Origin of the sequence: Subdoligranulum sp. APC924/74, from assembly GCF_003324125.1 — a bacterium.
Lineage (GTDB): Bacteria > Bacillota > Clostridia > Oscillospirales > Ruminococcaceae > Gemmiger > Gemmiger qucibialis.
Genome location: NZ_PSQF01000031.1, coordinates 1 through 20,746, shown reverse-complemented (window position 1 = coordinate 20,746; position 20,746 = coordinate 1). Strand labels below are relative to the sequence as shown.

The following is a 20,746-nucleotide window of genomic DNA, read 5'->3' as shown; positions in this document are numbered from 1 at the left end:
AACTTTTGAAATTTTGTACCAAATAAAAAATCCCGCAGCCCTGCTTTGTAAACAGGTCCTGCGGGAGAAAAGTGGATTTACACCAGCTTGCGCACCAGCGCAAAATCAAAAAAGTCCGTATAAAAAGTGCGGCAGCGCAGCACCGGGCGGCACAGGCGGGAATAGCAGGTCTCGCTCAATTCCAACAGGGCCTGATCACGCTGCAGGGCCAGGGCATGGCGCACGGCGGGGTCCCCCATGGCGGCGCGTAGATGGGTAATGGTGCTGGAAACCTGAATTCCGCACGCTTCATCCAGAATATTGAAAATGGGGCGGGTGAAGTCAATGCCATCGGTGCGGGTGGTGCCGAACAGCGAGCATGGCACGATATCGGTAGAAAATAATACTGGGGTGTTATCCGCCAGCACCCGGCGGCAGATGTAATAAACCGGGGTATCGAGACTGATGTTCAGCGCCTGGGCTGCATCGGCATCTGCCGTGTGGCGCGATACCCGCAGATCGTCGCTGTTGGGCTGCATGCCGCGCGCCTGGATCATTTGGGTGAATTCAAACTTCTGGTCCATGCGGCGGGCCAGGTTGACCACATCGCGGTTGATCACGGTGCCAATGCCGCGCACGCGCTCAATGTAACCGGCACGTTCCAGTTCACTCAGTGCATCGCGCACAACGGTACGGCTTACGTTCAGCCGGTTGGCCAGCTCCAGTTCGGGCGGCAGATGGTCGGTATCCTGCCAAATGCCGTTGCGCAGCTGCTCCAGCAGCTCGGCCACAACCTGGTTAGAAATCAATACGCCGCCCAGGCGGGAGGCGCTGTCGGGGTGTTTGGTTGCCATAATCGGGTTCCTACTTTCCTGTGCGAGCCGGTACAGGCCGCAAAAGTCGTACTCTTATTATAGCATACCCCAAAGCCAAAAACCAAGTGTTTTATAAAAAAGCAGGCAAATAAAAGGCGTGGTGTGATGTGGTGCGTTCCTTGGTTCAGTCCGCTTTGCCTTCTTCATGCGCATAGCGGCACACATCCCGCAGGCAGCAGCGCTCACAATACGGTGTGGTGCGTGCGGTGCACACAGCGCGGCCATGGTCCACCAGCCGGTGGCAGAAATCACTGCCCTCCTGCGGGGGAATGATCTTCCACAGCGCCATTTCCACCTTTTTGGGTTCCTTGATGTTATCTACCAGCCCAATGCGGTTGCACAGCCGGATGCAGTGGGTGTCCGTTACAATGGCGGGCTTGCCGAACACATCGCCCATGATCAGGTTGGCACTTTTGCGGCCAACGCCGGGCAGTTCCAGCAGGGCGTCAAAATCATCGGGCACGTTGCAGTCATACTTGTCGCGCAGCATCCGCATACAGGCGCTGATATCCCGCGCCTTGCTGCGCCCCAGTCCGCAGGGCCGCACGATCTCTTCAATGTCCTCCGGCTCCGCGGCGGCCAAAGCGGCCACATTCGGGTATTTGGCAAACAGATCCTGTACCACAACGTTCACGCGGGCATCGGTGCACTGTGCGGCAAGGCGCACTTCCACCAGCAGCTGCCAGGCGTGCTCGTAATCCAGCGTACAGTCCGAAAGCGGGTATTCTTTTTTCAGCCGCTCAATGCAGATGGCGGCCAGCTGTTTTTTATCATGAATCTCCATGGGGGTCACACTCTCTTTTATCACTTCCCGGCGCGCGGGCCGGCGGGGCTTACGGCTTGATTCTACCACGGATAGCGTTTATAATGCAAGTAGCATGGTGCCGCCCTCTAATGCTGCGAAGCTTCAAAAGAGGGGCCGCTGCCCCTTGCTCCCCCACAAAAACCTACCTTCTCATGCCGGGGCGGCACGCGAACATAATTTTTTGCTCACAAAGGATTTTGAGCATCGGTGCATGTCTGCCGCTTTAGAATATATTTCCTTATATATAAAGGTAACATAAAGGAGTACCCCCATGAAGGAACCGCTTGCCCAACGCCTGCGCCCGCGCACTTTGGATGAAGTGTGCGGCCAGCGCCATCTCCTGGCCCCCGGCCAGGTGTTCCGCCGCACCATTGACAGAGGCGTGATCCCCAATATGATTTTTTACGGCCCGTCCGGCGTAGGCAAAACCACCGTGGCCAGCATTATTGCGGCCAACAGCGGTATGCGGCTGTATAAATTGAACGGTACTACCGCTTCCACCAGCGATATCAAAAGCGTATTGGGCGATATTGGCACCCTGCATGCCGCCAACGGAATTCTGCTCTATCTGGATGAGATCCAGTATTTCAACAAGCGCCAGCAGCAAAGCCTGTTGGAATGCGTGGAGCAGGGAACCGTGACGCTGATTGCCTCCACGACCGAGAACCCATACTTTTATGTATATAACGCACTGTTATCCCGCTGCACAGTGTTCGAGTTCAAATCCCTGACGGCAGAGGATATTGCCGAAGGCGTGAAACACGCCGCCCAGCGCCTGGGCGAAAGTGACGGTACGCCGGTCAACATCCCGGTGGATGCGCTGGAATACCTGGCCCAAAGCGCGGGCGGCGATATGCGCAAGGCGCTGGGCAACCTGGAATTTGCCGTCAACGCAGCCCCCGTGCAGGATGGCACGCGGCTGGTTACGCTGGAAATGGTCACGCAGGTGGCCCAGCGTACCGCCATGCGATACGATAAAGAGGGCGATGACCATTATGATATTGTTTCGGCCTATCAGAAGTCGATGCGCGGGTCGGACCCGGATGCAGCGCTGCACTATCTGGCCCGGCTGCTGGAAGCGGGGGACCTGCCCAGCGCCTGCCGCCGGTTGATGGTGTGCGCCTGCGAGGATGTTGGCCTTGCTTACCCGCAGATCATCCCGATCGTAAAAGCGGCTGTGGATGCTGCCAACATGCTGGGCCTGCCGGAAGCGCGCATTCCGTTGGCGGACGCGGTAATTTTGGTGGCGACCAGCCCCAAATCCAACACGGGCGAAGCCGCCATTGACCGTGCGCTGGCAGATGTGCGGGCAGGCCGCAGCGGCCCGATCCCGCGGCAGCTACAAAATAAGCATTATGATGGCGCCGATGCCGCAGTAAAAGGCCAGCATTATCAGTACGCACACGACTTTGCCAACCATTGGGTGGACCAGCAGTACCTGCCGGATGCCATCCGGGACCGCCAGTATTACCAGTTTGGCGATAACAAAAACGAGCAGGCCGCCGCCGCTTACTGGCAGCGCATCAAGGGTGATAAGTTCAAAAAATGAACGATAATTGCGCGCAATAAAAACCATAATAACCTATATCAAAATAGGAATATAAAAATATTTTTTTGATGAAAATATTTTATGGGAATTGAACAAAAAAGAAAAAACAGTGTCAAAAATTAAATCATCTCCTGAATGACAAAAGAAAAATGCCGAAATAATCAGAAAAGGCAACATTATTACAGTCAATTCCTGTTAGCTTGAAAGAAAATATCAAGAACTTTTTCGAAAAAACGTCACATTTTAATGTATTGACAATCTTTAATATCATTTGATATGATAGGGTACAGGAATCATGTATACAATGTGAAGTGAAAAATATTTCGAGTTCTTTCCTCTGCATTGTATGAGAAGGAGATTTTTAGTATGCGCTATTCTCATCAACGTGAACTGATTTTGCGGGAGGTACTTTCGCGCAGCGATTATCCAACCGCGGAGCAGATCTGTACGTCTCTGCGGGCAGTGTGCCCGCGGCTGAGCCTTGGCACCGTTTACCGCGACCTGAATACGTTGGTTGATATTGGCAAAGTGCGGCGTGTTTCCATCCCCGGCGAAGCAGACCGTTTTGAGGGCCCGCAGGAGGATCATCAGCAGTTGTATTGCCGCAGCTGCCAAAAAGTAAAAAGCATCCATATTTCGGATGCGAAGCTCAAAGCCCTGATTGATGCCTGCCCCGATATTGTGCCGGAAGATTACAGCCTGACTGTGTTTGGCCTGTGCGATGAATGCGCCGTCAAAGCGGCCAAGGAAAACGAGGAATTGTAAGGAGACAGCCTGCCCGATGTTCACCGTTTAGGCGGGCTGTTTTGGCATTTGTGGGGTGAATTTTGTGCAAAACAGCGTTGCTGTGCGTTGTTCTGCGCGGTAAACTGTGGTACACTATTTATAGAATAGTGTATGTGCTGCCCTGTGCGGTGCGGCCAGACCAAAACAGCGGAGGTAAGACCTATGCCCCAACTGCAGTGTGAAGAGATTCGTTTCCCGTCTGCCGATGGCGTTCATACCGTGGCGGCCAGCATGTATACCATGCCGGGGGTGCCGGTGCGCGCCGTGCTGCAGCTCAGCCACGGCATGTGCGAGTATGTACAGCGCTACCGCCCCATGGCGCAGTGGTATGCCCAGCGCGGCATAGCTCTGGCCGGCAACGACCACCTGGGTCACGGCGGTACCGCAAAAAAAGGGGAACACGGCCATTATGGCGAGCCGCGCGGCCGTTACCACCTGCTGAATGACCTGCACACGATGAACGGCATCATCCACCAAAAGTTCCCCGGCGTGCCGGTGTTTTTGTATGGCCACAGCATGGGCAGCTTTTATGCCCGCTGGTATGCCGAAACCTGGCCAGAAAGCATCTCCGGTGCTATTTTCAGCGGCACGGCGGGTCCGCACATCCGCAACCAGGCGGGCTGGGCGGCTGCCGCGCTGACCGCAGCTGTGCGCGGGCCAAAATATGTTTCCAAAACGCTGGTCAAGCTGAATATGGGGGCCTATTGCAACCGCATTCCGGATGTTGTTTCGCCCAATGCCTGGATCAGCCGTGACCCGGAAGTGGTAAAGGCATACGATGCAGACGCGCTGTGCACCTTCCCATTTACCGCGGCGACCTACCGCGAAATGCTGGCCACCCTGTGCCATGTCAGCAGCCGCAAATGGGCACAGAATATCCGCAAGGATCTGCCGGTGCTGCTGATTGCCGGAACGGCGGACCCTGTTGGTGATTACGGCGCGGGCGTGCGCAAAGTGTGGGCCATGCTGGGGGATGCCGGTGTACAGGACCTGAGCTGCGAAATCTGGCACGATGCCCGCCATGAGCTGCACAACGAAACCAACCGCGAAGAAGTGTTTGATTATGTGTACGGCTGGCTGATGAATCGCCTGCCGGAAGATGAGAGCCAATAAATAATAATAGGATAAATGTGGATTGCACGGTATTCTGTAGGGAACGGTCTTGACCGCTCCGATACATGGGGGCATATGCGATAATGGAAATTGCATCGCTCCACAAAATTATTTATTGCAAATAAAAACTTAAGGCCCGATGCAAGCGCATCGGGCCTTAAAACATATTACACCCTAAATAGAAATCATAGGCTGAAAACGTACCGGGGCGATGCCGGGCTGCTGCAACGCTCGGCAGGCGGGGAGATGGAATGCCCGCGGTTTTAGTGCCCACTCAAAAAGTCCAGCAAATCCCAGCCTTCGCCGCCGGTCTGGCGGTACAGCTCGGTGTAGCCGCAGTTGCAGCAGCTGATGGTGACGAACTTTTTGTTCTGGATGTCAAACATTTTGGCGAAGTTCCCGCCGGTGGCCTGCAGTCGGTCCGATTCATACTGCTGGCAGCCGCATTTGGGGCAGATGTATTGGTGTTTTTCCATAATGGATTCCTCCGTATTGTAAGGCTGGGTCAAACGTGGCTCAGCCAGTCGGCCAGCGGCAGGCAAAGCAGGTTGGGGGTAACTTTTGCCGCGGCGCGGTGCAGCGTGCACACCAGCCCCGGTGTGCTGACGCGCAGGTTCAGCGCGCTGTCCCGCAGGGCGCGGCGCACAACATCCTGGCTGCGGCTGGCCAGCGGATAATGGCGGAAGCCATGCCCGCCTTTTTCCGCAATGCCAATGAACTCGGTATCCTTGACCCAGTAGGGGCATACCGCAGTAACATGGATGCCCGCAGGGGAAAGCTCGTAATGCAGCGTCTGGGTGTAGCTGAGCAGGAACGCCTTGGTGGCGGCGTATACGTTCAGCCCCGGAATGGGCTGGAACCCCGCGGTGGAGCAAATCTCCAGTACCTGACTGCCTGGGTGCAGATAGGGGAACGCCGCATCGGTCACATCCACGGCGGCGCGGCAGTTCAGGTCGATCATGGCGTCGTTGTCTTTGGCGGGAATATCCACCGTCGGGCCCATGCGCCCCATGCCTGCCGCATTGACCAAAATGCGGATGTCCGGCAGTTCATCCTGCAGGGTGTTGCGCAGGTACTCCATATCGCCCGGGCGGGTCAGGTCAAGCGCCAGCACCCGGATGGGCACCGCGCTGATGGATTGCAGCGCTTCCAGCCGGTCGCGGCGGCGGGCGATGGCCCAAATTTCTTCCACTTTGCCCTGCTCCGCAATCTGGCGCACAAACTCGCGCCCCAAACCGCTGGAAGCACCGGTCACCAATGCAATTTTCATGGCAGTTATCCTCAATCACAGGGCAGGTTGGGTCTGTCCTGGTCGCCGTCGGCCTTGAAAAGAACAAAGCCGTCCGGCTGGTTGGTAAAGTAATAATACTCGGTGTTCTGCCGCAGCGGCGGGGTCAGATAGTTGGGGATGATGACCCCATCGTCCTCGCACCGCTCCGTCAGCCCGGCGGCGGCCCATACGGCGGCAGGAATACCGGCGTTGTAACAATCCAGATATTCCGCGCCCGCATCGTGCAGCAGCTTGTCCAGTGCGCCGCCAATGCGGGGCAGAACAGCATCATCGCCGATAAAATCCACCAGCCGCACCACCGGTACGCAGCCGGTCTCGGCAGCTGTGATGGTGCGGGTGATCGCGTAAGCCAGCAGGGCACCGGCTTCCTGCACCGCCCACACATCGTAGCTCTGGTGCGGGTAGGCAAAGTACCGGCGCTGCAAGTACCAGAGATCTTTATGCGGCGTGTGGCTGCTGTGGGGCAGGCCAAGCGCGGCCAGCGCAGCGGCATCCGGCACACGGGTCAGCGGCAGGTCATCCTGTACCGGCAAGGGAGCAGAATTTGGACCCGGCACCGCCAGCTGCCAGTCCTTTGTATCGGGTGCGCCAAGGCGGTAATAATGCGGCAGGCGCTCGGCCTGCCAGCCCAAAAAGTGGTACAGCACACAGGTGTTGGCGCGGATGTTGTTGCAGGCAACCACGCGGGCATTCAAAAGCCCGGACAGGGCGTCCATCAATTCCAGTCCCACACCGTTATGGCCCTTTGCGGCAACCCAGACCGAAACCCAGATGTCCGGCGTTTCGCTCTGGTTGGCCAGAATGTACCCGGCGGCGCACAGAATTTCGCCGTCCTGCTCCGCCAGCGCAAACTGTGGGGCGGCACCGGGCGTGTGGGCATAATAGAACTGGTAAAAATCGGCCCGGTTGATCAGCGGCAGGCGCATGTCAAAATTCTGGTTGATAAAGTCCGCAATGCGGGCATCCTCGCCGGGGCGGGCTAAACGCAGCACAAGGTCAGACAATGGCGGAACCTCCCGTGACCGGCAGGGTAACGCCGGTGATAAAGCGGGCTTCCTCGCTCAACAGGAACGCCATGGCCGGGGCAACATCCTCCGGCGTGGCGTTGCGGCCCATTGGATTGTCTGCCGCGGCAGCCTGCACGATCAGGTCCGGCGTATCCTTCAAAAAGTGGGTCTCCATCATGCTGGGGGCCACGCAGTTTACCGTTATGCCAAAGCGGGCGTACTCCACAGCCAGGCTTTTCACCAGCCCGCCGATAGCGCTCTTGTTCATTACATAGGCAGCTGTGTTTTTGGGCGGGCAGCCAATGGTGTAGCTGGTCTGGATAAACAGCACCCGGCCAAACTTCGCCTTACGCATGGCGGGCAACACCGCCTTGCACAGCTTGACGGCGGAATGTACCTGAATCTCCCAGTCCTTCTGGAACCGGGCTTCATCAAACGCTTTGAACTTGGCGTTCACCACCGGCAGGGCCGGCAGGTGTACAAAATGGGTGGGGCAGGGCAAATCTTTGCCAAAGCGGGCGCACAGGGCATCCACCGCTTCGGGGCTGGAAAGGTCCGCGTCAAAGGTAACAATGCGGCCGGGGAATTGCTGCACTAAGGCATCCAGCCGGGCCAGATCGCCGCAGCCCTGTGCCAGAATGGTGCGGTCCTCGCCGGGGGCTTCGGTCAGCAGGTGGCGAATCAGTGCGGCGCCCACATCGCTGGTGGCGCCGGTGATGAGATATGTATATGCCATGGAAGTTACCCTCACTTTTATTTGGCCAGCCCGGCTTTGATGATGCCGCGCGTGACCCGTTTACCGTCCTGGTTGGTGATAACAGCCTTGATCTCCGCTTCAGCCACGGCTTCACTCACGTTTACCACGGTGCCGGTAATGGTCAAAGTATCCCCAATGAAAACCGGCTTGGCGAACTTGCACTCCACGCCGTGCAGCAGGCAGTGTTCGCCCGGCAGGTAAACGCCCGCCAGGGTGGAGAAAAAGCTGGCACCCAGCATGCCGTATACCACGCGGCCGGGGTAGCCGCGCTTTTGGGCGTATTCGGCATCCATGTGGATGGGGGAAACATCCCCGGTGATGGCTTCAAACTGGGCCATCATCTCTTCCGTTACGGTAACGGTAAAGCTTTCGCTCAGGCCGGGGGTCATCTCGGCCAGTGTGTAGTGGTTCATCTTAACCCACCATGCGGGCAACCAGGTCCAGCAGGTCGCCAACGTTTTTCAGGTTGCGCACATCGGCCAGCTTGAATTTGATGTTGAACTTTTTCTCGATGGCGGTCAGCAGGTTGATCTGCTCCAGGCTGTCCCAATCCTCAATGTCATCAGCGCAGGTGGCGCGGGTGATTTCCAGGGTATCATCGTCAAAATTATCGCGGAAAATTTCCTGTACAGCTTCCAGAATTGCCTGTTCGGTCATAGTTAGAACACTCCTTACAAAAATAAACACATTATATAATGACAGCAATCATTCAAGATGGCGGCTTGCCGCAGGGGACACTACCACATCTTAGGCAATACCGCATAATTCTAAGTGCCGATACGGCGAGCGAGGTGCGGCAGATGCCAAGCCAAAAGCGCAGATAATACTGGATGTCTTATCGAGCATTTTGGCAACGCAGATGCCGTGCCGCAGCTGCCGGAGCGGTGCTTAAGCCGCAAGGCGGGAATTGTGCGGTGTTGCCCTTATTAAATAGAAGTGTACCATAAAATGCCCGGCAACACAAGCGCAGACAGGGTAAAAGGGGGCTACAGGCCGTAATCTTCCAGTTTTTGCTGCAATTCGGCTTCGGTATAAATGCTCACGCCCTGCTGCAATGCCAGGCAGTCCGGCTCCGGCAGCAGGCGGGTGTATACATCGTACTGCGCCAGGGGACCGGTGCCGTCCGGGGTATACAGGGCCAGCCGCCCGGCGTTATCTTTTAACAAGTATTGCGCCTGCGGCTGTTGTTTTTGCACCGGAACAAAAAACACTGTTACGGCTGCGGCAATGCACAGCAGCGCCAGCATGGCCAGCCCCAGCAGGTAGCGGCGATAGCCCCGCGGCAGTTGGTAACGCATGGGCAAAAACCTCCCTCTATTTTGTGGTATTCGCAAATTTCACAAATCAAATAGTACGCTCCTGCAAGCAGTATGCCCGGTTTGGCGGCAACCAAACCGTAAAAAAGTGAAAATTGTCTGCCTGCTACTGTACTTTTGGCAATACTTTGTGATATAATTCATTCTATGGCTTTATGCCCATCTGCGTGACCGCGCTGTGCGGCCGCGTATCAGTGCAGGCGCAGGCAGGCTCCGCGCCTGCCGCAATTATCCCAAAGGAGGCGGTCCCCATAGACCCCAAACAGGAACGGCACATTTCCATGCAAAGTGCAAAAAGCCCGGAAACAGCCGCAACTTCCGCCCGAAAGAAAAACGGAAAAAAGAAAAAAAATAAGCCACGCCGCAGTATATTCGGCACCATCATGCGGTTCATTGGCTGCCTGCTGTGCGTTTGCGTCATGGCGGCCAGCGCCGGTGCGGTGCTGCTTTCGCTGTATGTGGTGCAGGTGACCGAGGACCCGGACGGCAAGCTGGACCTGGATGAGCAGAAGCTCAAACAGACCTCCATTGTGTATGACCGCGACGGCAACGAGGTGAACACCTTTGCTGGCGAAAATAACCGCATCTGGCGCGATATTTCGGCCATGCCGGAAAACCTGCAGAATGCGGTCATCGCCGTTGAGGATAAGGATTTTCGCAGCGAGCCCGGCATCAACGTCAAGCGCACCATTGCCGCTGCCCTGAACGAGTTTACCGGAAACGCGCTGCTTGGCTCCAAGCAGGGCGCTTCCACGCTGGAACAGCAGCTGGTCAAAAACCTGACCGGTGATAGTGAACAGGACATTCTGCGTAAGGTGCGCGAGATTTTCCGCGCGTTGGGCCTTTGTAACCGCTACAGCAAGGAAACCATCCTGGAAGCTTACCTCAATACCATCCCGCTGACCGGCACCATCTATGGCATGGAAGCCGGCGCGCAGGAGTATTTTGGCAAGAGCGTGGAGGAATTGAGCCTGGCCGAATGCGCCGAGCTGGCTTCCATCACCAAGAATCCCAAGAGCTTTAACCCGGCTACCAACCCGGAAAATCTGCTCAAGCGCCGCAACCATGTTCTGGCTTTGATGCGCAACCAGGGATATATTACTGATGAAGAGTGCGCTGCTGCACAGGCGGAACCCATCACCCTGGCCGAGAGCAAATCGGCCACCGAAAAGGTCACCCGTACTTCCCGCAACTCTTATTTTGACGACGCTTTGTTTGCGGATGTCACCCAGGCAATCATGGAGCAGGAAAGCTGCACCCGTGCCGAAGCACAGGATAAGATCTTCTCCGATGGCCTGCGCATCTACTCTACCCTGGACCAGAAAGCACAGTCTGCCATGGAGCAGGTCATGCTGAACGAGGACACCGGCGACGGCGAGCTCTTCCCGGCCCTGTGGCACGAGGAAGAGGTTTCTTCCGGTATCCCGGCGGACAGCGAGATTACCTATGACGAGAGCGGCCTGCCGCTGAACCCGGACGGCTCTTCTGTGTTCACGGACGATGATGTGCCGGTCTATGCCGATAAGGAAAACACCACCCTGAAAACCAGCAAGGATGACAACGGCAACCTGATCTTCTATGAAAGCGTGCGCACCCAGGCGGCTATGGCGTCCATCAGCATGGAGGATGGCCACCGCGGCGAGATCGTTGCCCTGGTTGGCGGCCTGGGCGAAAAGAAAGTAGACCGCGGCACCAACCGCGCCACGCTGCCCCACCAGACCGGTTCCACCATGAAACCCATTGCTGCTTATTGCCTGGCAGTGGACAGCAAGATCATCAACTATTCTTCGCCCATGGCGGATACGCCGTATTACCTCAAGAGCGACCATCAGGTGCTGGATACCGACCGCTGCCTGAAGCTTGGCCTTTCTACTGACAAGTATAATGCAGCCAACCAGTCCCGCGATGATGTGTGGCGCGACTGGCCCACCAACTATGGCGGCGCAGGCGGCGATGGTGCCACCATGCTGGTGTATGATGCACTGCGCCGCTCTTACAACACCATTGCGGTCTGGATCGGTTCCTATGTCGGTGCGGAAGAGCTGTTCAGCTTTGCGCATGATACCCTCAACTGCACCTATCTGGATCCCGAACATGACGTTGACCTGGCGCCTCTGGTGCTGGGCTCCCAGAGCCAAGGCCTGACGGTTGTGGAGCTGGCTGGCGCTTACTCCATTTTCAATGACGGCAAGTTTACCACCCCGCACTACTGGACCGAGATCTATGACTCGGACGGCAACCTGTACCTGGATAACAGCAAGCGCGTTACCACCGTGCAGGCCATTGACCCTGCAGCCGCTACCATCATGAACCGTCTGCTGAGCAACGTGTGGAAAAAGCCCGGTACGGCAAACGGCATGAAGCCGGAAACCGAGGGCATTGATACCATCGGCAAGACAGGTACGACCAGCGACTTTAAGGACTATACCTTCGCCGGTGTTTCCCCATACTATTCCACCGCTGTGTGGTGGGGCTATGATAAGCCTTACAGCATGTGGGGTGTGGATGGCACCCTGGGCAACAACGGTAAACCGACCCAGCGCGCCTTTAAGCGGTATATGGAAGCTGCCCAGGCCGATAAGCCTGCCAAGGACTTCTATTATGATGACTCCGTTGTGCAGAAGCAGTTCAGCACCTCCACCGGTGCGATCGTATCCGGCGGTGGTGAGACCGGCTACTATACTGAGGACAACCTGCCGGATGACAGCTATTCCACCCTGACCGACCCCAGCGTGAACACGCTGGACCCGGCGGCAGGCTGATCGCGTAAAGTTCCAATAGTCTGAAAATTCAATAAGCTAGATCGGGCACAGCAGTTTACAAAGCTGCTGTGCCCGTTTGTTGTATTGGAATGGAGGACATGCTATAATGGCAGCAGCGAGAACCATGCGGATGAGGAGAAAATGCACTGCCCTTTTGCGGCCTTAATAAGGCGGGCAGAAGCGTATCAAATGCACGTGCACGAATGAAGGACATACTTCCACCGCATAAAAACAGATAAAAGCACGGGAAGATTCCACCGCACCAACAGGCCAGTTGTGCATCATGCTCAAATACACAACATTTTTTCTAAAATGCTTGCAAGCCGCGCACACTTGTGGTATGATTATCCCCGTTGTGAATACACATGTACATAGGAGGGAAACAACATGGGCGAGCGCCGTTTTTTGTTGGTAGATAGCTCCGCTTTGCCGGATGTGTTCCTTAAGGTACTGCAGGCCAAGGAGCTTCTGGCTTCCGGCAGCGTGAGCAATATTTCCACGGCAGCGCGTCAGGCGGGCATTTCCCGCAGTGCGTTCTATAAGTACAAGGACTATGTGTTTGACGCCGAAACCGGCCGCGAGGCCATTACCGTGATCGCCACCCTGCTGGATAAAACCGGCGCTTTGCAAAGCCTGCTTTCCGGTATTTCGGCAGCGGGTGCATCGGTTGTTACCATCACCCAGTCCCGGCCGGAAAATGGTACCGCGCAGGTGGAAGTTACCGTGCGCACCGGAACCATGCAGATGACCGTTGAGGAAATGCTGACCCGGCTGGCCCGTCAGTCGTTTGTGGTGGAAGTGCACCGCGGAACCTGAAAGTGAACACACGCCGCCAAGGCGCACAGAACGGAATACCGGATGCGGGCAGCCGCATAAGGAACAAGGGGAGTATAGTATGGCTAAAATTGCAATCATGGGATTCGGCACCGTCGGCAGCGGTGTGCTGGAAGTCTGCCGCCGCAACGCCGCATCCATTGCCCGCCGCGCGGGTGAGCCGGTGGAGGTCAAGTACATCCTGGATGTGCGTGATTTTTCTGATTCTCCGGACGCAGCGCTGTTTGTGAAAGATATCAATGTGATCCTGAACGATCCGGAAGTCAAGGTCGTTGTGGAAACCATCGGCGGCACCCGCTTTGCTTATCCGTATGTGCGCCAGTGCCTGGAAAGCGGCCGCAGCGTGTGTACCTCCAACAAGGAGATGGTTGCCACCTATGGCGCAGAGCTGCTGGCTCTTGCACGGGAGCATAAAGCAGCGTTTCTGTTTGAAGCCAGCGTGGGTGGCGGTACCCCCATCATTACTCCCATGCACCAGTGCCTTGCCGCAAACCAGATCAGCCAGATCCAGGGCATTGTGAACGGAACCACCAACTTTATGCTGACCAAGATGAAGCGCGAAAACATGGGCTTTGATGCCGCGCTGAAAATTGCCCAGCAGCTGGGCTATGCCGAAACCAAGGATCCCGGCGACGATGTGGATGGCCGTGATGCCTGCCGCAAGATCGCCATCCTGAGCAGCCTGGCCTGCGGGCATCATGTTTACCCGGATAACATCCCCGCCCGCGGCATCCGCGATGTGACCGTGGAGGATGTAAAAGCTGCTGAGCAGCTGGACTGCGCCATCAAGCTGATCGCCTGGTACCATGAAAACCCTGAAGGCGCAGCCGATGCGTTCAGCGCCGGTGTGGAGCCGATGCTGGTGCCGGAGTCCAACCAGCTGGCGGGCGTGAACGATGTGTTTAACGCTGTGCTGATGCAGGGTGATATGCTGGGCGATGTTGTGTTCTATGGCAAGGGCGCCGGCAAGCTGCCCACCGCCAGCGCCGTTGTGGCCGATGTGATCGATGCCCTGAAGGACGGCAGCAAGATCCATGACAGTCTGTTCTGGAAGCCCGCCGAAAAGCTGGATCACCAGCTGATGGATACCGCCAAGTATTCTTATTACATCCGCACCGTGGGCGTGCCCGCCGCTACGCTGCCCAATGTGGCCGGTCCCGGCAAGCTGGTGTTTGACTATGGCGATTCTGCCGCGTACCTGATCGAAGCTGCCACGGCTGCGGACTTGGAGGCTGTGGCAGCCAAGCTGAAAGTTCTGGGCGGCCGCCTGGCGCTTGTGCTGAAAAAGCTGCCGGAATAAGCCCCGGCAGGGAAGGGAGCACATAACATGATTACCGTAACTGTACCGGCAACCAGCGCCAATGTCGGCGCCGGGTTTGACAGTCTTGGCCTTGCGCTTTCCATGCACAACGCGTTTACCTTTGAGGAATGTGACCGCATCCGCATTTCTTCGGTGGATGGCACCCATGTGCCGACCGGGGCAAACAACCTGGTCTACCGCAGCGCCCGCGCTGTGTATGACCAGCTGGGCATTCCGCTGCGCGGCCTGCGCATTACCCAGCGCAATGATATTCCCATGGCGCGCGGCCTGGGTTCCAGCTCTGCCTGCATTGTGGCGGGCATTTTGGGTGCTAACGCTTTGCTGGGCAACAAGCTGACCAGCCGCCAGATGCTGACCCTTGCCACCGCCATTGAGGGCCACCCCGATAACGTGGCCCCCGCCATGCTGGGCGGCTTTGTTACCAGTGTGTATGACGAAGGCCAGGTTTACAGCGTAAAAAAGAACATCGATGAACAGCTGGCATTTGCCGCTTTTGTACCGGATTTCCGCCTGCTGACCTCCAAGGCGCGCGCCGCGCTGCCGGATATGGTCAGCCATAAGGACGCCGTGTATAATCTGTCCCGCGCCGCGCTGGCTACCGCCGCGTTCTGCGATGGCGATTACAGCCTGCTTGGCGTGGCAACCAAGGATTCCCTGCACCAGAAATACCGCCTGCCCCTGATCGACGGCGGGGACGAAATGTTTGAACTGGCGCAGGACCTGGGCGCGCTGGCTGTTTATATTTCTGGCGCGGGTCCCACCATTATGGCGGTTGTCCCGCGTGACGATCAGGAATTCTTTGCCCGCGCGCAGGAAGCTCTGCCGCAGAGCGAAAAGCTAAAGCATTTTACCGTTTACCGCCTGCTGCCCGATAACACAGGCGCAACGGTGGAATAAGGGAACAGGGAGGAAGAGGTCTTTATGGGTCTTATCGTACAAAAGTTCGGCGGTACCTCGGTCAAGGATCGTGACCGCATCTTTAATGTTGCGCGCATTGTGGCCAACACCCGCAACCAGGGCAACGATGTTGTTGTTGTTGTTTCTGCCCAGGGGGATACCACCGATGACTTGATTACCAAAGCGGCCGAGATCACCAGTGATCCGTCCCACCGCGAAATGGATATGCTGCTGGCCACCGGCGAGCAGATTTCCATCTCGCTGCTGGCCATGGCGCTGCAGGAAATCGGTGTTCCGTCCGTCAGCCTGACCGGCTGGCAGGCCGGCTTCAACACCGACCGCGCTTACACCAAAGCCCGCATTAAGCGCCTGAACACCGAGCGTGTGGAAAGTGAGCTGGCCCGCAACCGCGTGGTAGTTGTAGCTGGTTTCCAGGGACTGAACCGTTCGGATGATATCACCACCCTGGGCCGCGGCGGCAGCGATACTTCCGCCGTTGCCTTGGCAGCCGCTCTGCATGCAGACCGCTGCCAGATCTATACCGATGTGGAAGGTGTGTATACTGCCGACCCACGCAAGATTCCCAAGGCTACCCGCCTGAAGGAGATCACCTTTGACGAGATGCTGGAACTGGCATCCCTGGGTGCACAGGTGCTCAACAACCGCAGTGTAGAACTTGCCAAAAAGTATGGCGTCGAGCTGGAAGTTCTGTCCAGCATCAATCCGGTGCCCGGCACCGTTGTTAAGGAGGAAACCAAAGTGGAAGGTATGCTGATCAAAGGCGTTGCAAAAGATGAGGACGTCGCTGTTGTTTCGATCCTGGAAGTTCCCGATGTGCCGGGTATGTCCTTCAAGGTGTTCAGCCTGCTGGCACAGAAAAACATCAACGTGGATATCATTCTGCAGTCTTCCGGCAGCGCTGGCTGCAAGGATGTGATCTTTACCTGCTCCAAGGGCGAAGCTGAAACCGCTCGTGCAGTGCTGGAATCCAACAAGACCCGCTTTGGCACTGATAAGATCACCGTCAACAATGACTGCGCCAAGGTCAGCATTGTCGGTGCCGGTATGCAGAGCCACCCTGGCACGGCTTCCACCATGTTTGAAGCTCTCTACAGCCAGAACATCAACATCCATATGATCTCTACCAGCGAGATCAAGATCAGCGTGATCATTGATAAAGCCGATGCTGACCGTGCTGTTGCCGCCATCCATGATGCTTTCATCCAGTAAGCGGTAATATCCATCTGGTGTAAAAAGTTTACAAGTTTCAGCCCCTGCCGCCCGGCGGGGGCTGTTGCCATATCCGGTGCGGAATGGTATAATCAAACGCACAGCCGGGTGGGAATCATTCCCGCAAGCCCGGTTGTGCCCAATGTATTCTGCTGCAAAGGAGGTAACATATGGAATATATGGACGAAACCACCCTTGCCCACAAACACACCAGCCCGTGGCTGATTGCGTTCCGGATCATTTTTACCATTGCGCTGGTCTGGTGCATTCTGTTTATCTTTCATAACTCGCTGGAAACCAGCTCCATCTCGTCGGCCCGCAGCCATGAGGTCATGCAAAAAATCAATGCCATTCTGGCACATCTCAATATCGGCCCGCTGAGCGAACATGTTGTGCGCAAGCTGGCGCATTTTTCAGAGTTCACGCTGGAAGGCTTTCTGCTTATGCTCTGCCTGCGGGTTTATACCCGCCGTTTTGTGCGCCATGTCAGCTGGCCCATGCTGGGCGGCATGGCGACCGCGCTGCTGGATGAAACCATCCAGCTGTATGTGCCGGGCCGCACTTCGTCCGTGCGGGATGTGTGGATCGACTTCGGCGGTGTGATTGCCGGTTTGTTCGTGGCCCTGCTGTTGCTGCTCATCGTGCGCGGGCTGACCTCTTTCCATGCCATGAAAAAAGAAAACCGCCGCCTGCGTGCCGAACGGGCCGAGCTGCTGCGACAGCAGCGCGCCGACCGGATCAACACAGCGGATGACCGTCCCGAAAGCCCAGATAGGAGAGAATATTTATGACAGAACAACAGGCGATTGAAGCCCTGCACGCCCTGCCGCGCCTGCCCCGCAGCGGCGCATCCCTGGAGCGTATGCAGGCACTGCTGGACCACCTTGGAAACCCGGAAAAGCAGTTTAAGTGCATCCATATTGCGGGCACCAACGGCAAGGGGACCCTTGCCGCTATGACATCTTCTATCCTGACCCATGCGGGCTACAAAACGGGCCTTACCATCAGTCCGTATGTTCTCAATTTTCGGGAGCGTTTTCAGATCAATGGACAGATGATGTCCCCGCGCACCCTGGCCAGCCTGACCCGGAAAGTGCTGGATGCTGCTGATGCCATCATCGCTGAGGGCGGGGAAGGCCCGGTGGAGTTTGAAGCCGTTACCGCCATTGCCTTCCTCTGGTTTGCCCGCCAGAAGTGTGATTTTGCCGTGGTGGAAACCGGCCTTGGCGGCCGCTATGACGCCACCAATGTCATCCCCGCGCCGCTGGTTGCGGCCATTACCCGTATCGGCATGGATCATACCGAAATTTTGGGCGATACCCTTGCCGAGATCGCCGCCGAAAAAGCCGGTATCATCAAAGAGGGTAGCGTGGTTGTCTGCTACCCCGAGCAGCCGGAGGAGGCCATGGGCCCGCTGCTGACCGCCGCGGCCAACGCGCATACCTCGCTGGTGGTGCCGGATACCGCCGATTTGCAGCAGCTCAAGTGCCGCCCGCTGGAAAACTATGTTGATTACGGCGGCTATCGTGCTCTGCTGCAATTCCCCGGCAAGCATCAGGCCAACCATGCCGCTATGGCGGTGGAAATTGCCCTGGCCCTCTGGCGGGAATACCATTACGAGATCCCCGATGAAGCGATTGAAACCGGTCTGCGGGATGCCAAAATGCCCGCACGGATCGAGGTCATGCGCCGCCACCCGTTGTTGCTGCTGGATGGCTGCCACAATGCCGATGGTACCGCAGCCCTTGCTGCAACTCTGAAAGAAGCCGGATATGACGGCAACCTTGTGGCGGTCCTTGGCCTGCTGAAAGATAAGGATCACAGCAAAATGCTGGAAAACCTGGCCCCCTGCTTTGAGAAGGTCTTTACCGTCACGCCGGATAGCCCCCGCGCCATGACGGCAGAAGAACTGGAGGAGGAAGCCAAGTACCATATGGATGCCGAAGCCGCCCCCAGCGTGGCAAAGGCCATCCGCCTTGCGGTGGATTACGCCGATGAAAACAACCTGGCTGGTGTGGTGGTGTGCGGCAGCCTTTACCTTGCTGCTCAGGCCCGTCCGCTGCTGCTCAAAGAAGCGGAAAAGTAACCCCAATTCCAACAAAATATGCGCACAGCGCCCTGTATACTGGGAACATACCCCAGCAGCAGGGCGCTTTTTGCTGCTATTACCAAAAATGAAAGAGGTGGACAACCCCCTTGGCGAAAGTTTGTTTTGTTCCGGCGCAGGGAACATTGGCGGCTTACCTGACCGGTGAGATCGACCACCATGCCGCGCAGGCCCTACGGCGTGAAATTGATGCGCAGATCGATGCCCGCATGCCGGAATTGCTGACGATGGATTTTTCCGGCGTTACTTTTATGGATTCCTCCGGTGTGGGGCTGATTCTGGGCCGCGGGCGCCAGATGTCCGGCCTGGGTGGGCGGCTTGTTGTGCAAAACGCACCGGATACCGTGCGCCGCATGCTGGACCTGGCGCATATCCATTACGTTTGATCGTGGGGGAGGTCACATCATGAAAATGCTGAATCAGGTCAAAATGACCTTTGCCAGCCGCAGCGTCAACGAAAGTTTTTCCCGTGCGGCACTTGCGGCGTTTCTGGCCCAGGCGGACCCGACCGTGCCGCAGCTGGCAGATATCAAAACGGCCGTGTCAGAAGCTGTCACCAACTGCATCGTCCATGCCTATCCGGATACCGTCGGCCCCATTACGATGACGGCTGTTTTGTATGAGGGCGGCAATGTGCGCATTACCATATCGGATAAAGGCGTTGGTATCCCGGACGTTGCCAAGGCAATGGAGCCAATGTATACCACCGGCAACCCGGACGAGCGCGCGGGCCTGGGTTTTGCGGTAATGCAGAGCTTTATGGATCGGGTCCATGTATCCTCTGCGCCGGGACGGGGAACACGCGTTACCATGAGCCGTCACCTGGATTCCCGGTGAGTTTTGGCGTGTGCGCTCCTACATAGGGCAGAATCAGCCAGTACAGCAGAGTGGAATCTGTTGACCGTTGCGGATATGCCCGCTAAAACCGGAACGAATCAACGCCTAGTGGCAGGGCAGATGTTCGTTCCCGATTGCAGGGAGGCAGCTGATATGGCAACCGCAAATCCCACCGCACTTTTTACCACATTACCGCGCACGGAGTTCATCCAGAAAAACCTTGGCCTTGTACATTCCTGTGCTGGCCGCTTTACAGGCCGCGGCATCGAATACGAAGAATTGTATTCGGCGGGCTGCCTGGGGCTTGTCAAAGCGTGCGATGGGTTTGACCCGGACCGCGGGGTCTGTTTCTCCACCTATGCGGTGCCGGTCATCTTGGGTGAGATCAAAAAGCTGTTCCGGGACGGGGGAACTGTTAAGGTCAGCCGTTCGATCAAAGAACTTGGATTAAAAGTGACAGCGGAACGGGAACGCCTGATGAAGCTGACCGGCGCAGAGCCAACCGTGGCACAGCTGGCACAAAACCTGGGGGCAACGCCGGAGCAGGTGGCGGTATCCATTCAGGCTGCTATGCCGGTTGTCTCCCTGACCCCGGCGGATGATGAGGACGGAACAAGAGAATGGGATATCCCGGTGGATTCACCGGAAGAAGTATTGGCGGAACGAATCAGTTTGGCGGAAATATTGAAACGACTGAATGAATCCGACCGGCAGCTCATCCGCCTGCGCTTTTATGCGGGCAAAACCCAAAGTAAAACGGCACAAATCCTTGGTACTACCCAGGTACAGATATCGCGCCGCGAACGGAAGATTTTGAAATGGATGCGCAAAGAACTGACAAGCGAATAAGAAAACACAAAATGATGGCTGTTTTTCCAATTCGGAGCCATAAAAACTGTGCGATTCGACAAAAGTATGACTTCTGCACGTTTTGCCCTTGACGAGGACACTTGCATGTGCTAAAATAACACCACTTTGAATAGCACAGGCGATATCCAATAGGGGACGCCTGGCTGGACAAAGTAGCATCAGAAAATTTGGAAAACCTCAAAAAAGCTGTTGACAAATCAAACCTGATGTGGTATCCTAATAAAGCTGTCCGAAAGACAGCGGCTGATTGAAAAGATTGTTTAAGAAAATTTCAAAAAAGTACTTGACAAACAGGACTTGATGAAGTAAAATAAATAAGCTGTTTCAAACAGCGCAGGACCTTGAAAATTGAACAATACTGAAACTTGTGGAACCTTAAACGTGATGGAAAATCACGAAAAACAATTCCA

22 protein-coding genes are annotated in these 20,746 nt (G+C 56.4%); 13 read left to right on the top strand and 9 right to left on the bottom strand.

All coding sequences use genetic code 11. From position 1 onward, the window contains the following. Positions 1-77 precede the first annotated feature (77 nt). Positions 78-833, bottom strand: a complete 756-nt coding sequence (locus C4885_RS09005) for a GntR family transcriptional regulator (protein WP_114000007.1) — start codon at positions 831-833, stop codon at positions 78-80. 145 nt (positions 834-978) lie between these two features. Further along, positions 979-1,638, bottom strand: a complete 660-nt coding sequence (gene nth / locus C4885_RS09000; protein ID WP_114000006.1) for an endonuclease III — start codon at positions 1,636-1,638, stop codon at positions 979-981. Positions 1,639-1,930: 292 nt separating this feature from the next. Here nth and C4885_RS08995 point away from each other — a divergent pair, with 292 nt between their 5' ends. From C4885_RS08995 to C4885_RS08985, 3 genes are all read left to right on the top strand, one after another. Further along, on the top strand, positions 1,931-3,208 hold the full coding sequence (locus C4885_RS08995; protein ID WP_114000005.1) for a replication-associated recombination protein A: 1,278 nt from the start codon (positions 1,931-1,933) through the stop codon (positions 3,206-3,208). Between the two features lie 366 nt (positions 3,209-3,574). After that, on the top strand, positions 3,575-3,973 hold the full coding sequence (locus C4885_RS08990) for a transcriptional repressor (RefSeq protein WP_114000004.1): 399 nt from the start codon (positions 3,575-3,577) through the stop codon (positions 3,971-3,973). A gap of 183 nt (positions 3,974-4,156) precedes the next feature. Beyond that, complete coding sequence (locus C4885_RS08985) at positions 4,157-5,107, top strand: alpha/beta fold hydrolase (RefSeq protein WP_158538852.1); 951 nt, start codon at positions 4,157-4,159, stop codon at positions 5,105-5,107. 263 nt (positions 5,108-5,370) lie between these two features. Here the strand turns inward: C4885_RS08985 and C4885_RS08980 are convergent, their stop codons facing one another. The 7 genes from C4885_RS08980 to C4885_RS08950 form a co-directional block, all read right to left on the bottom strand. Beyond that, positions 5,371-5,583, bottom strand: coding sequence for a zinc ribbon domain-containing protein (locus tag C4885_RS08980; protein ID WP_114000002.1), 213 nt, complete (start codon positions 5,581-5,583; stop codon positions 5,371-5,373). A gap of 29 nt (positions 5,584-5,612) precedes the next feature. After that, on the bottom strand, positions 5,613-6,377 hold the full coding sequence (locus C4885_RS08975) for an SDR family oxidoreductase (RefSeq protein ID WP_114000001.1): 765 nt from the start codon (positions 6,375-6,377) through the stop codon (positions 5,613-5,615). A gap of 11 nt (positions 6,378-6,388) precedes the next feature. Next, entirely contained in the window at positions 6,389-7,402 is a 1,014-nt protein-coding gene (locus C4885_RS08970) for a hypothetical protein (protein WP_114000000.1), read from the bottom strand. Further along, entirely contained in the window at positions 7,395-8,141 is a 747-nt protein-coding gene (locus C4885_RS08965) for an SDR family NAD(P)-dependent oxidoreductase (RefSeq protein ID WP_242979525.1), read from the bottom strand. The genes C4885_RS08970 and C4885_RS08965 overlap by 8 nt, the downstream gene beginning before the upstream one ends. A 17-nt stretch (positions 8,142-8,158) precedes the next feature. Beyond that, a complete protein-coding gene (locus C4885_RS08960; protein ID WP_113999998.1) occupies positions 8,159-8,575 on the bottom strand; it encodes a MaoC family dehydratase in 417 nt (138 codons plus the stop codon). Position 8,576: 1 nt separating this feature from the next. Continuing rightward, the gene (locus C4885_RS08955) at positions 8,577-8,819 is read right to left on the bottom strand and encodes an acyl carrier protein (RefSeq protein ID WP_113999997.1); all 243 of its coding nucleotides are present in this window, start codon (positions 8,817-8,819) and stop codon (positions 8,577-8,579) included. A 329-nt stretch (positions 8,820-9,148) separates the two neighbouring features. Further along, positions 9,149-9,460 (bottom strand): hypothetical protein, encoded by a 312-nt coding sequence (locus C4885_RS08950; RefSeq protein ID WP_113999996.1) that lies wholly within the window; start codon positions 9,458-9,460, stop codon positions 9,149-9,151. Positions 9,461-9,759: 299 nt separating this feature from the next. Here C4885_RS08950 and C4885_RS08945 point away from each other — a divergent pair, with 299 nt between their 5' ends. The 10 genes from C4885_RS08945 to C4885_RS08900 all read left to right on the top strand — a co-directional run bounded on the left by C4885_RS08945 (position 9,760) and on the right by C4885_RS08900 (position 20,315). After that, positions 9,760-12,240, top strand: coding sequence for a transglycosylase domain-containing protein (locus C4885_RS08945; RefSeq protein ID WP_158538851.1), 2,481 nt, complete (start codon positions 9,760-9,762; stop codon positions 12,238-12,240). Positions 12,241-12,627: 387 nt separating this feature from the next. Continuing rightward, positions 12,628-13,056, top strand: a complete 429-nt coding sequence (locus C4885_RS08940; protein WP_113999994.1) for an ACT domain-containing protein — start codon at positions 12,628-12,630, stop codon at positions 13,054-13,056. Between the two features lie 79 nt (positions 13,057-13,135). After that, complete coding sequence (locus C4885_RS08935) at positions 13,136-14,374, top strand: homoserine dehydrogenase (protein ID WP_113999993.1); 1,239 nt, start codon at positions 13,136-13,138, stop codon at positions 14,372-14,374. A 27-nt stretch (positions 14,375-14,401) separates the two neighbouring features. Continuing rightward, entirely contained in the window at positions 14,402-15,292 is an 891-nt protein-coding gene (gene thrB, locus C4885_RS08930) for a homoserine kinase (protein ID WP_113999992.1), read from the top strand. 24 nt (positions 15,293-15,316) lie between these two features. Beyond that, on the top strand, positions 15,317-16,522 hold the full coding sequence (locus tag C4885_RS08925) for an aspartate kinase (protein ID WP_113999991.1): 1,206 nt from the start codon (positions 15,317-15,319) through the stop codon (positions 16,520-16,522). Positions 16,523-16,692: 170 nt separating this feature from the next. Continuing rightward, positions 16,693-17,313: a VanZ family protein gene (locus C4885_RS08920; RefSeq protein WP_113999990.1), complete on the top strand. Its 621-nt coding sequence runs from the start codon at positions 16,693-16,695 to the stop codon at positions 17,311-17,313. Then, positions 17,310-18,608, top strand: coding sequence for a folylpolyglutamate synthase/dihydrofolate synthase family protein (locus C4885_RS08915; protein ID WP_113999989.1), 1,299 nt, complete (start codon positions 17,310-17,312; stop codon positions 18,606-18,608). The genes C4885_RS08920 and C4885_RS08915 overlap by 4 nt, the downstream gene beginning before the upstream one ends. A gap of 110 nt (positions 18,609-18,718) precedes the next feature. After that, positions 18,719-19,015, top strand: a complete 297-nt coding sequence (locus C4885_RS08910; RefSeq protein WP_113999988.1) for an anti-sigma factor antagonist — start codon at positions 18,719-18,721, stop codon at positions 19,013-19,015. 19 nt (positions 19,016-19,034) lie between these two features. Then, positions 19,035-19,466, top strand: coding sequence for an anti-sigma F factor (gene spoIIAB / locus C4885_RS08905; protein ID WP_113999987.1), 432 nt, complete (start codon positions 19,035-19,037; stop codon positions 19,464-19,466). Between the two features lie 153 nt (positions 19,467-19,619). Continuing rightward, complete coding sequence (locus tag C4885_RS08900) at positions 19,620-20,315, top strand: sigma-70 family RNA polymerase sigma factor (RefSeq protein WP_113999986.1); 696 nt, start codon at positions 19,620-19,622, stop codon at positions 20,313-20,315. The last annotated feature ends 431 nt before the right edge of the window (positions 20,316-20,746 follow it).

Excerpts from the sequence above, each read along its gene's own strand:
- C4885_RS09005 (WP_114000007.1), bottom strand. The coding sequence starts at position 833 with ATGGCAACCAAACACCCCGACAGCGCCTCCCGCCTGGGCGGCGTATTG.
- nth (WP_114000006.1), bottom strand. The coding sequence starts at position 1,638 with ATGGAGATTCATGATAAAAAACAGCTGGCCGCCATCTGCATTGAGCGG.
- C4885_RS08995 (WP_114000005.1), top strand. The coding sequence starts at position 1,931 with ATGAAGGAACCGCTTGCCCAACGCCTGCGCCCGCGCACTTTGGATGAA.
- C4885_RS08990 (WP_114000004.1), top strand. The coding sequence starts at position 3,575 with ATGCGCTATTCTCATCAACGTGAACTGATTTTGCGGGAGGTACTTTCG.
- C4885_RS08985 (WP_158538852.1), top strand. The coding sequence starts at position 4,157 with ATGCCCCAACTGCAGTGTGAAGAGATTCGTTTCCCGTCTGCCGATGGC.
- C4885_RS08980 (WP_114000002.1), bottom strand. The coding sequence starts at position 5,583 with ATGGAAAAACACCAATACATCTGCCCCAAATGCGGCTGCCAGCAGTAT.
- C4885_RS08975 (WP_114000001.1), bottom strand. The coding sequence starts at position 6,377 with ATGAAAATTGCATTGGTGACCGGTGCTTCCAGCGGTTTGGGGCGCGAG.
- C4885_RS08965 (WP_242979525.1), bottom strand. The coding sequence starts at position 8,141 with ATGGCATATACATATCTCATCACCGGCGCCACCAGCGATGTGGGCGCC.
- C4885_RS08960 (WP_113999998.1), bottom strand. The coding sequence starts at position 8,575 with ATGAACCACTACACACTGGCCGAGATGACCCCCGGCCTGAGCGAAAGC.
- C4885_RS08955 (WP_113999997.1), bottom strand. The coding sequence starts at position 8,819 with ATGACCGAACAGGCAATTCTGGAAGCTGTACAGGAAATTTTCCGCGAT.
- C4885_RS08950 (WP_113999996.1), bottom strand. The coding sequence starts at position 9,460 with ATGCGTTACCAACTGCCGCGGGGCTATCGCCGCTACCTGCTGGGGCTG.
- C4885_RS08945 (WP_158538851.1), top strand. The coding sequence starts at position 9,760 with ATGCAAAGTGCAAAAAGCCCGGAAACAGCCGCAACTTCCGCCCGAAAG.
- C4885_RS08940 (WP_113999994.1), top strand. The coding sequence starts at position 12,628 with ATGGGCGAGCGCCGTTTTTTGTTGGTAGATAGCTCCGCTTTGCCGGAT.
- C4885_RS08935 (WP_113999993.1), top strand. The coding sequence starts at position 13,136 with ATGGCTAAAATTGCAATCATGGGATTCGGCACCGTCGGCAGCGGTGTG.
- thrB (WP_113999992.1), top strand. The coding sequence starts at position 14,402 with ATGATTACCGTAACTGTACCGGCAACCAGCGCCAATGTCGGCGCCGGG.
- C4885_RS08925 (WP_113999991.1), top strand. The coding sequence starts at position 15,317 with ATGGGTCTTATCGTACAAAAGTTCGGCGGTACCTCGGTCAAGGATCGT.
- C4885_RS08920 (WP_113999990.1), top strand. The coding sequence starts at position 16,693 with ATGGAATATATGGACGAAACCACCCTTGCCCACAAACACACCAGCCCG.
- C4885_RS08915 (WP_113999989.1), top strand. The coding sequence starts at position 17,310 with ATGACAGAACAACAGGCGATTGAAGCCCTGCACGCCCTGCCGCGCCTG.
- spoIIAB (WP_113999987.1), top strand. The coding sequence starts at position 19,035 with ATGAAAATGCTGAATCAGGTCAAAATGACCTTTGCCAGCCGCAGCGTC.
- C4885_RS08900 (WP_113999986.1), top strand. The coding sequence starts at position 19,620 with ATGGCAACCGCAAATCCCACCGCACTTTTTACCACATTACCGCGCACG.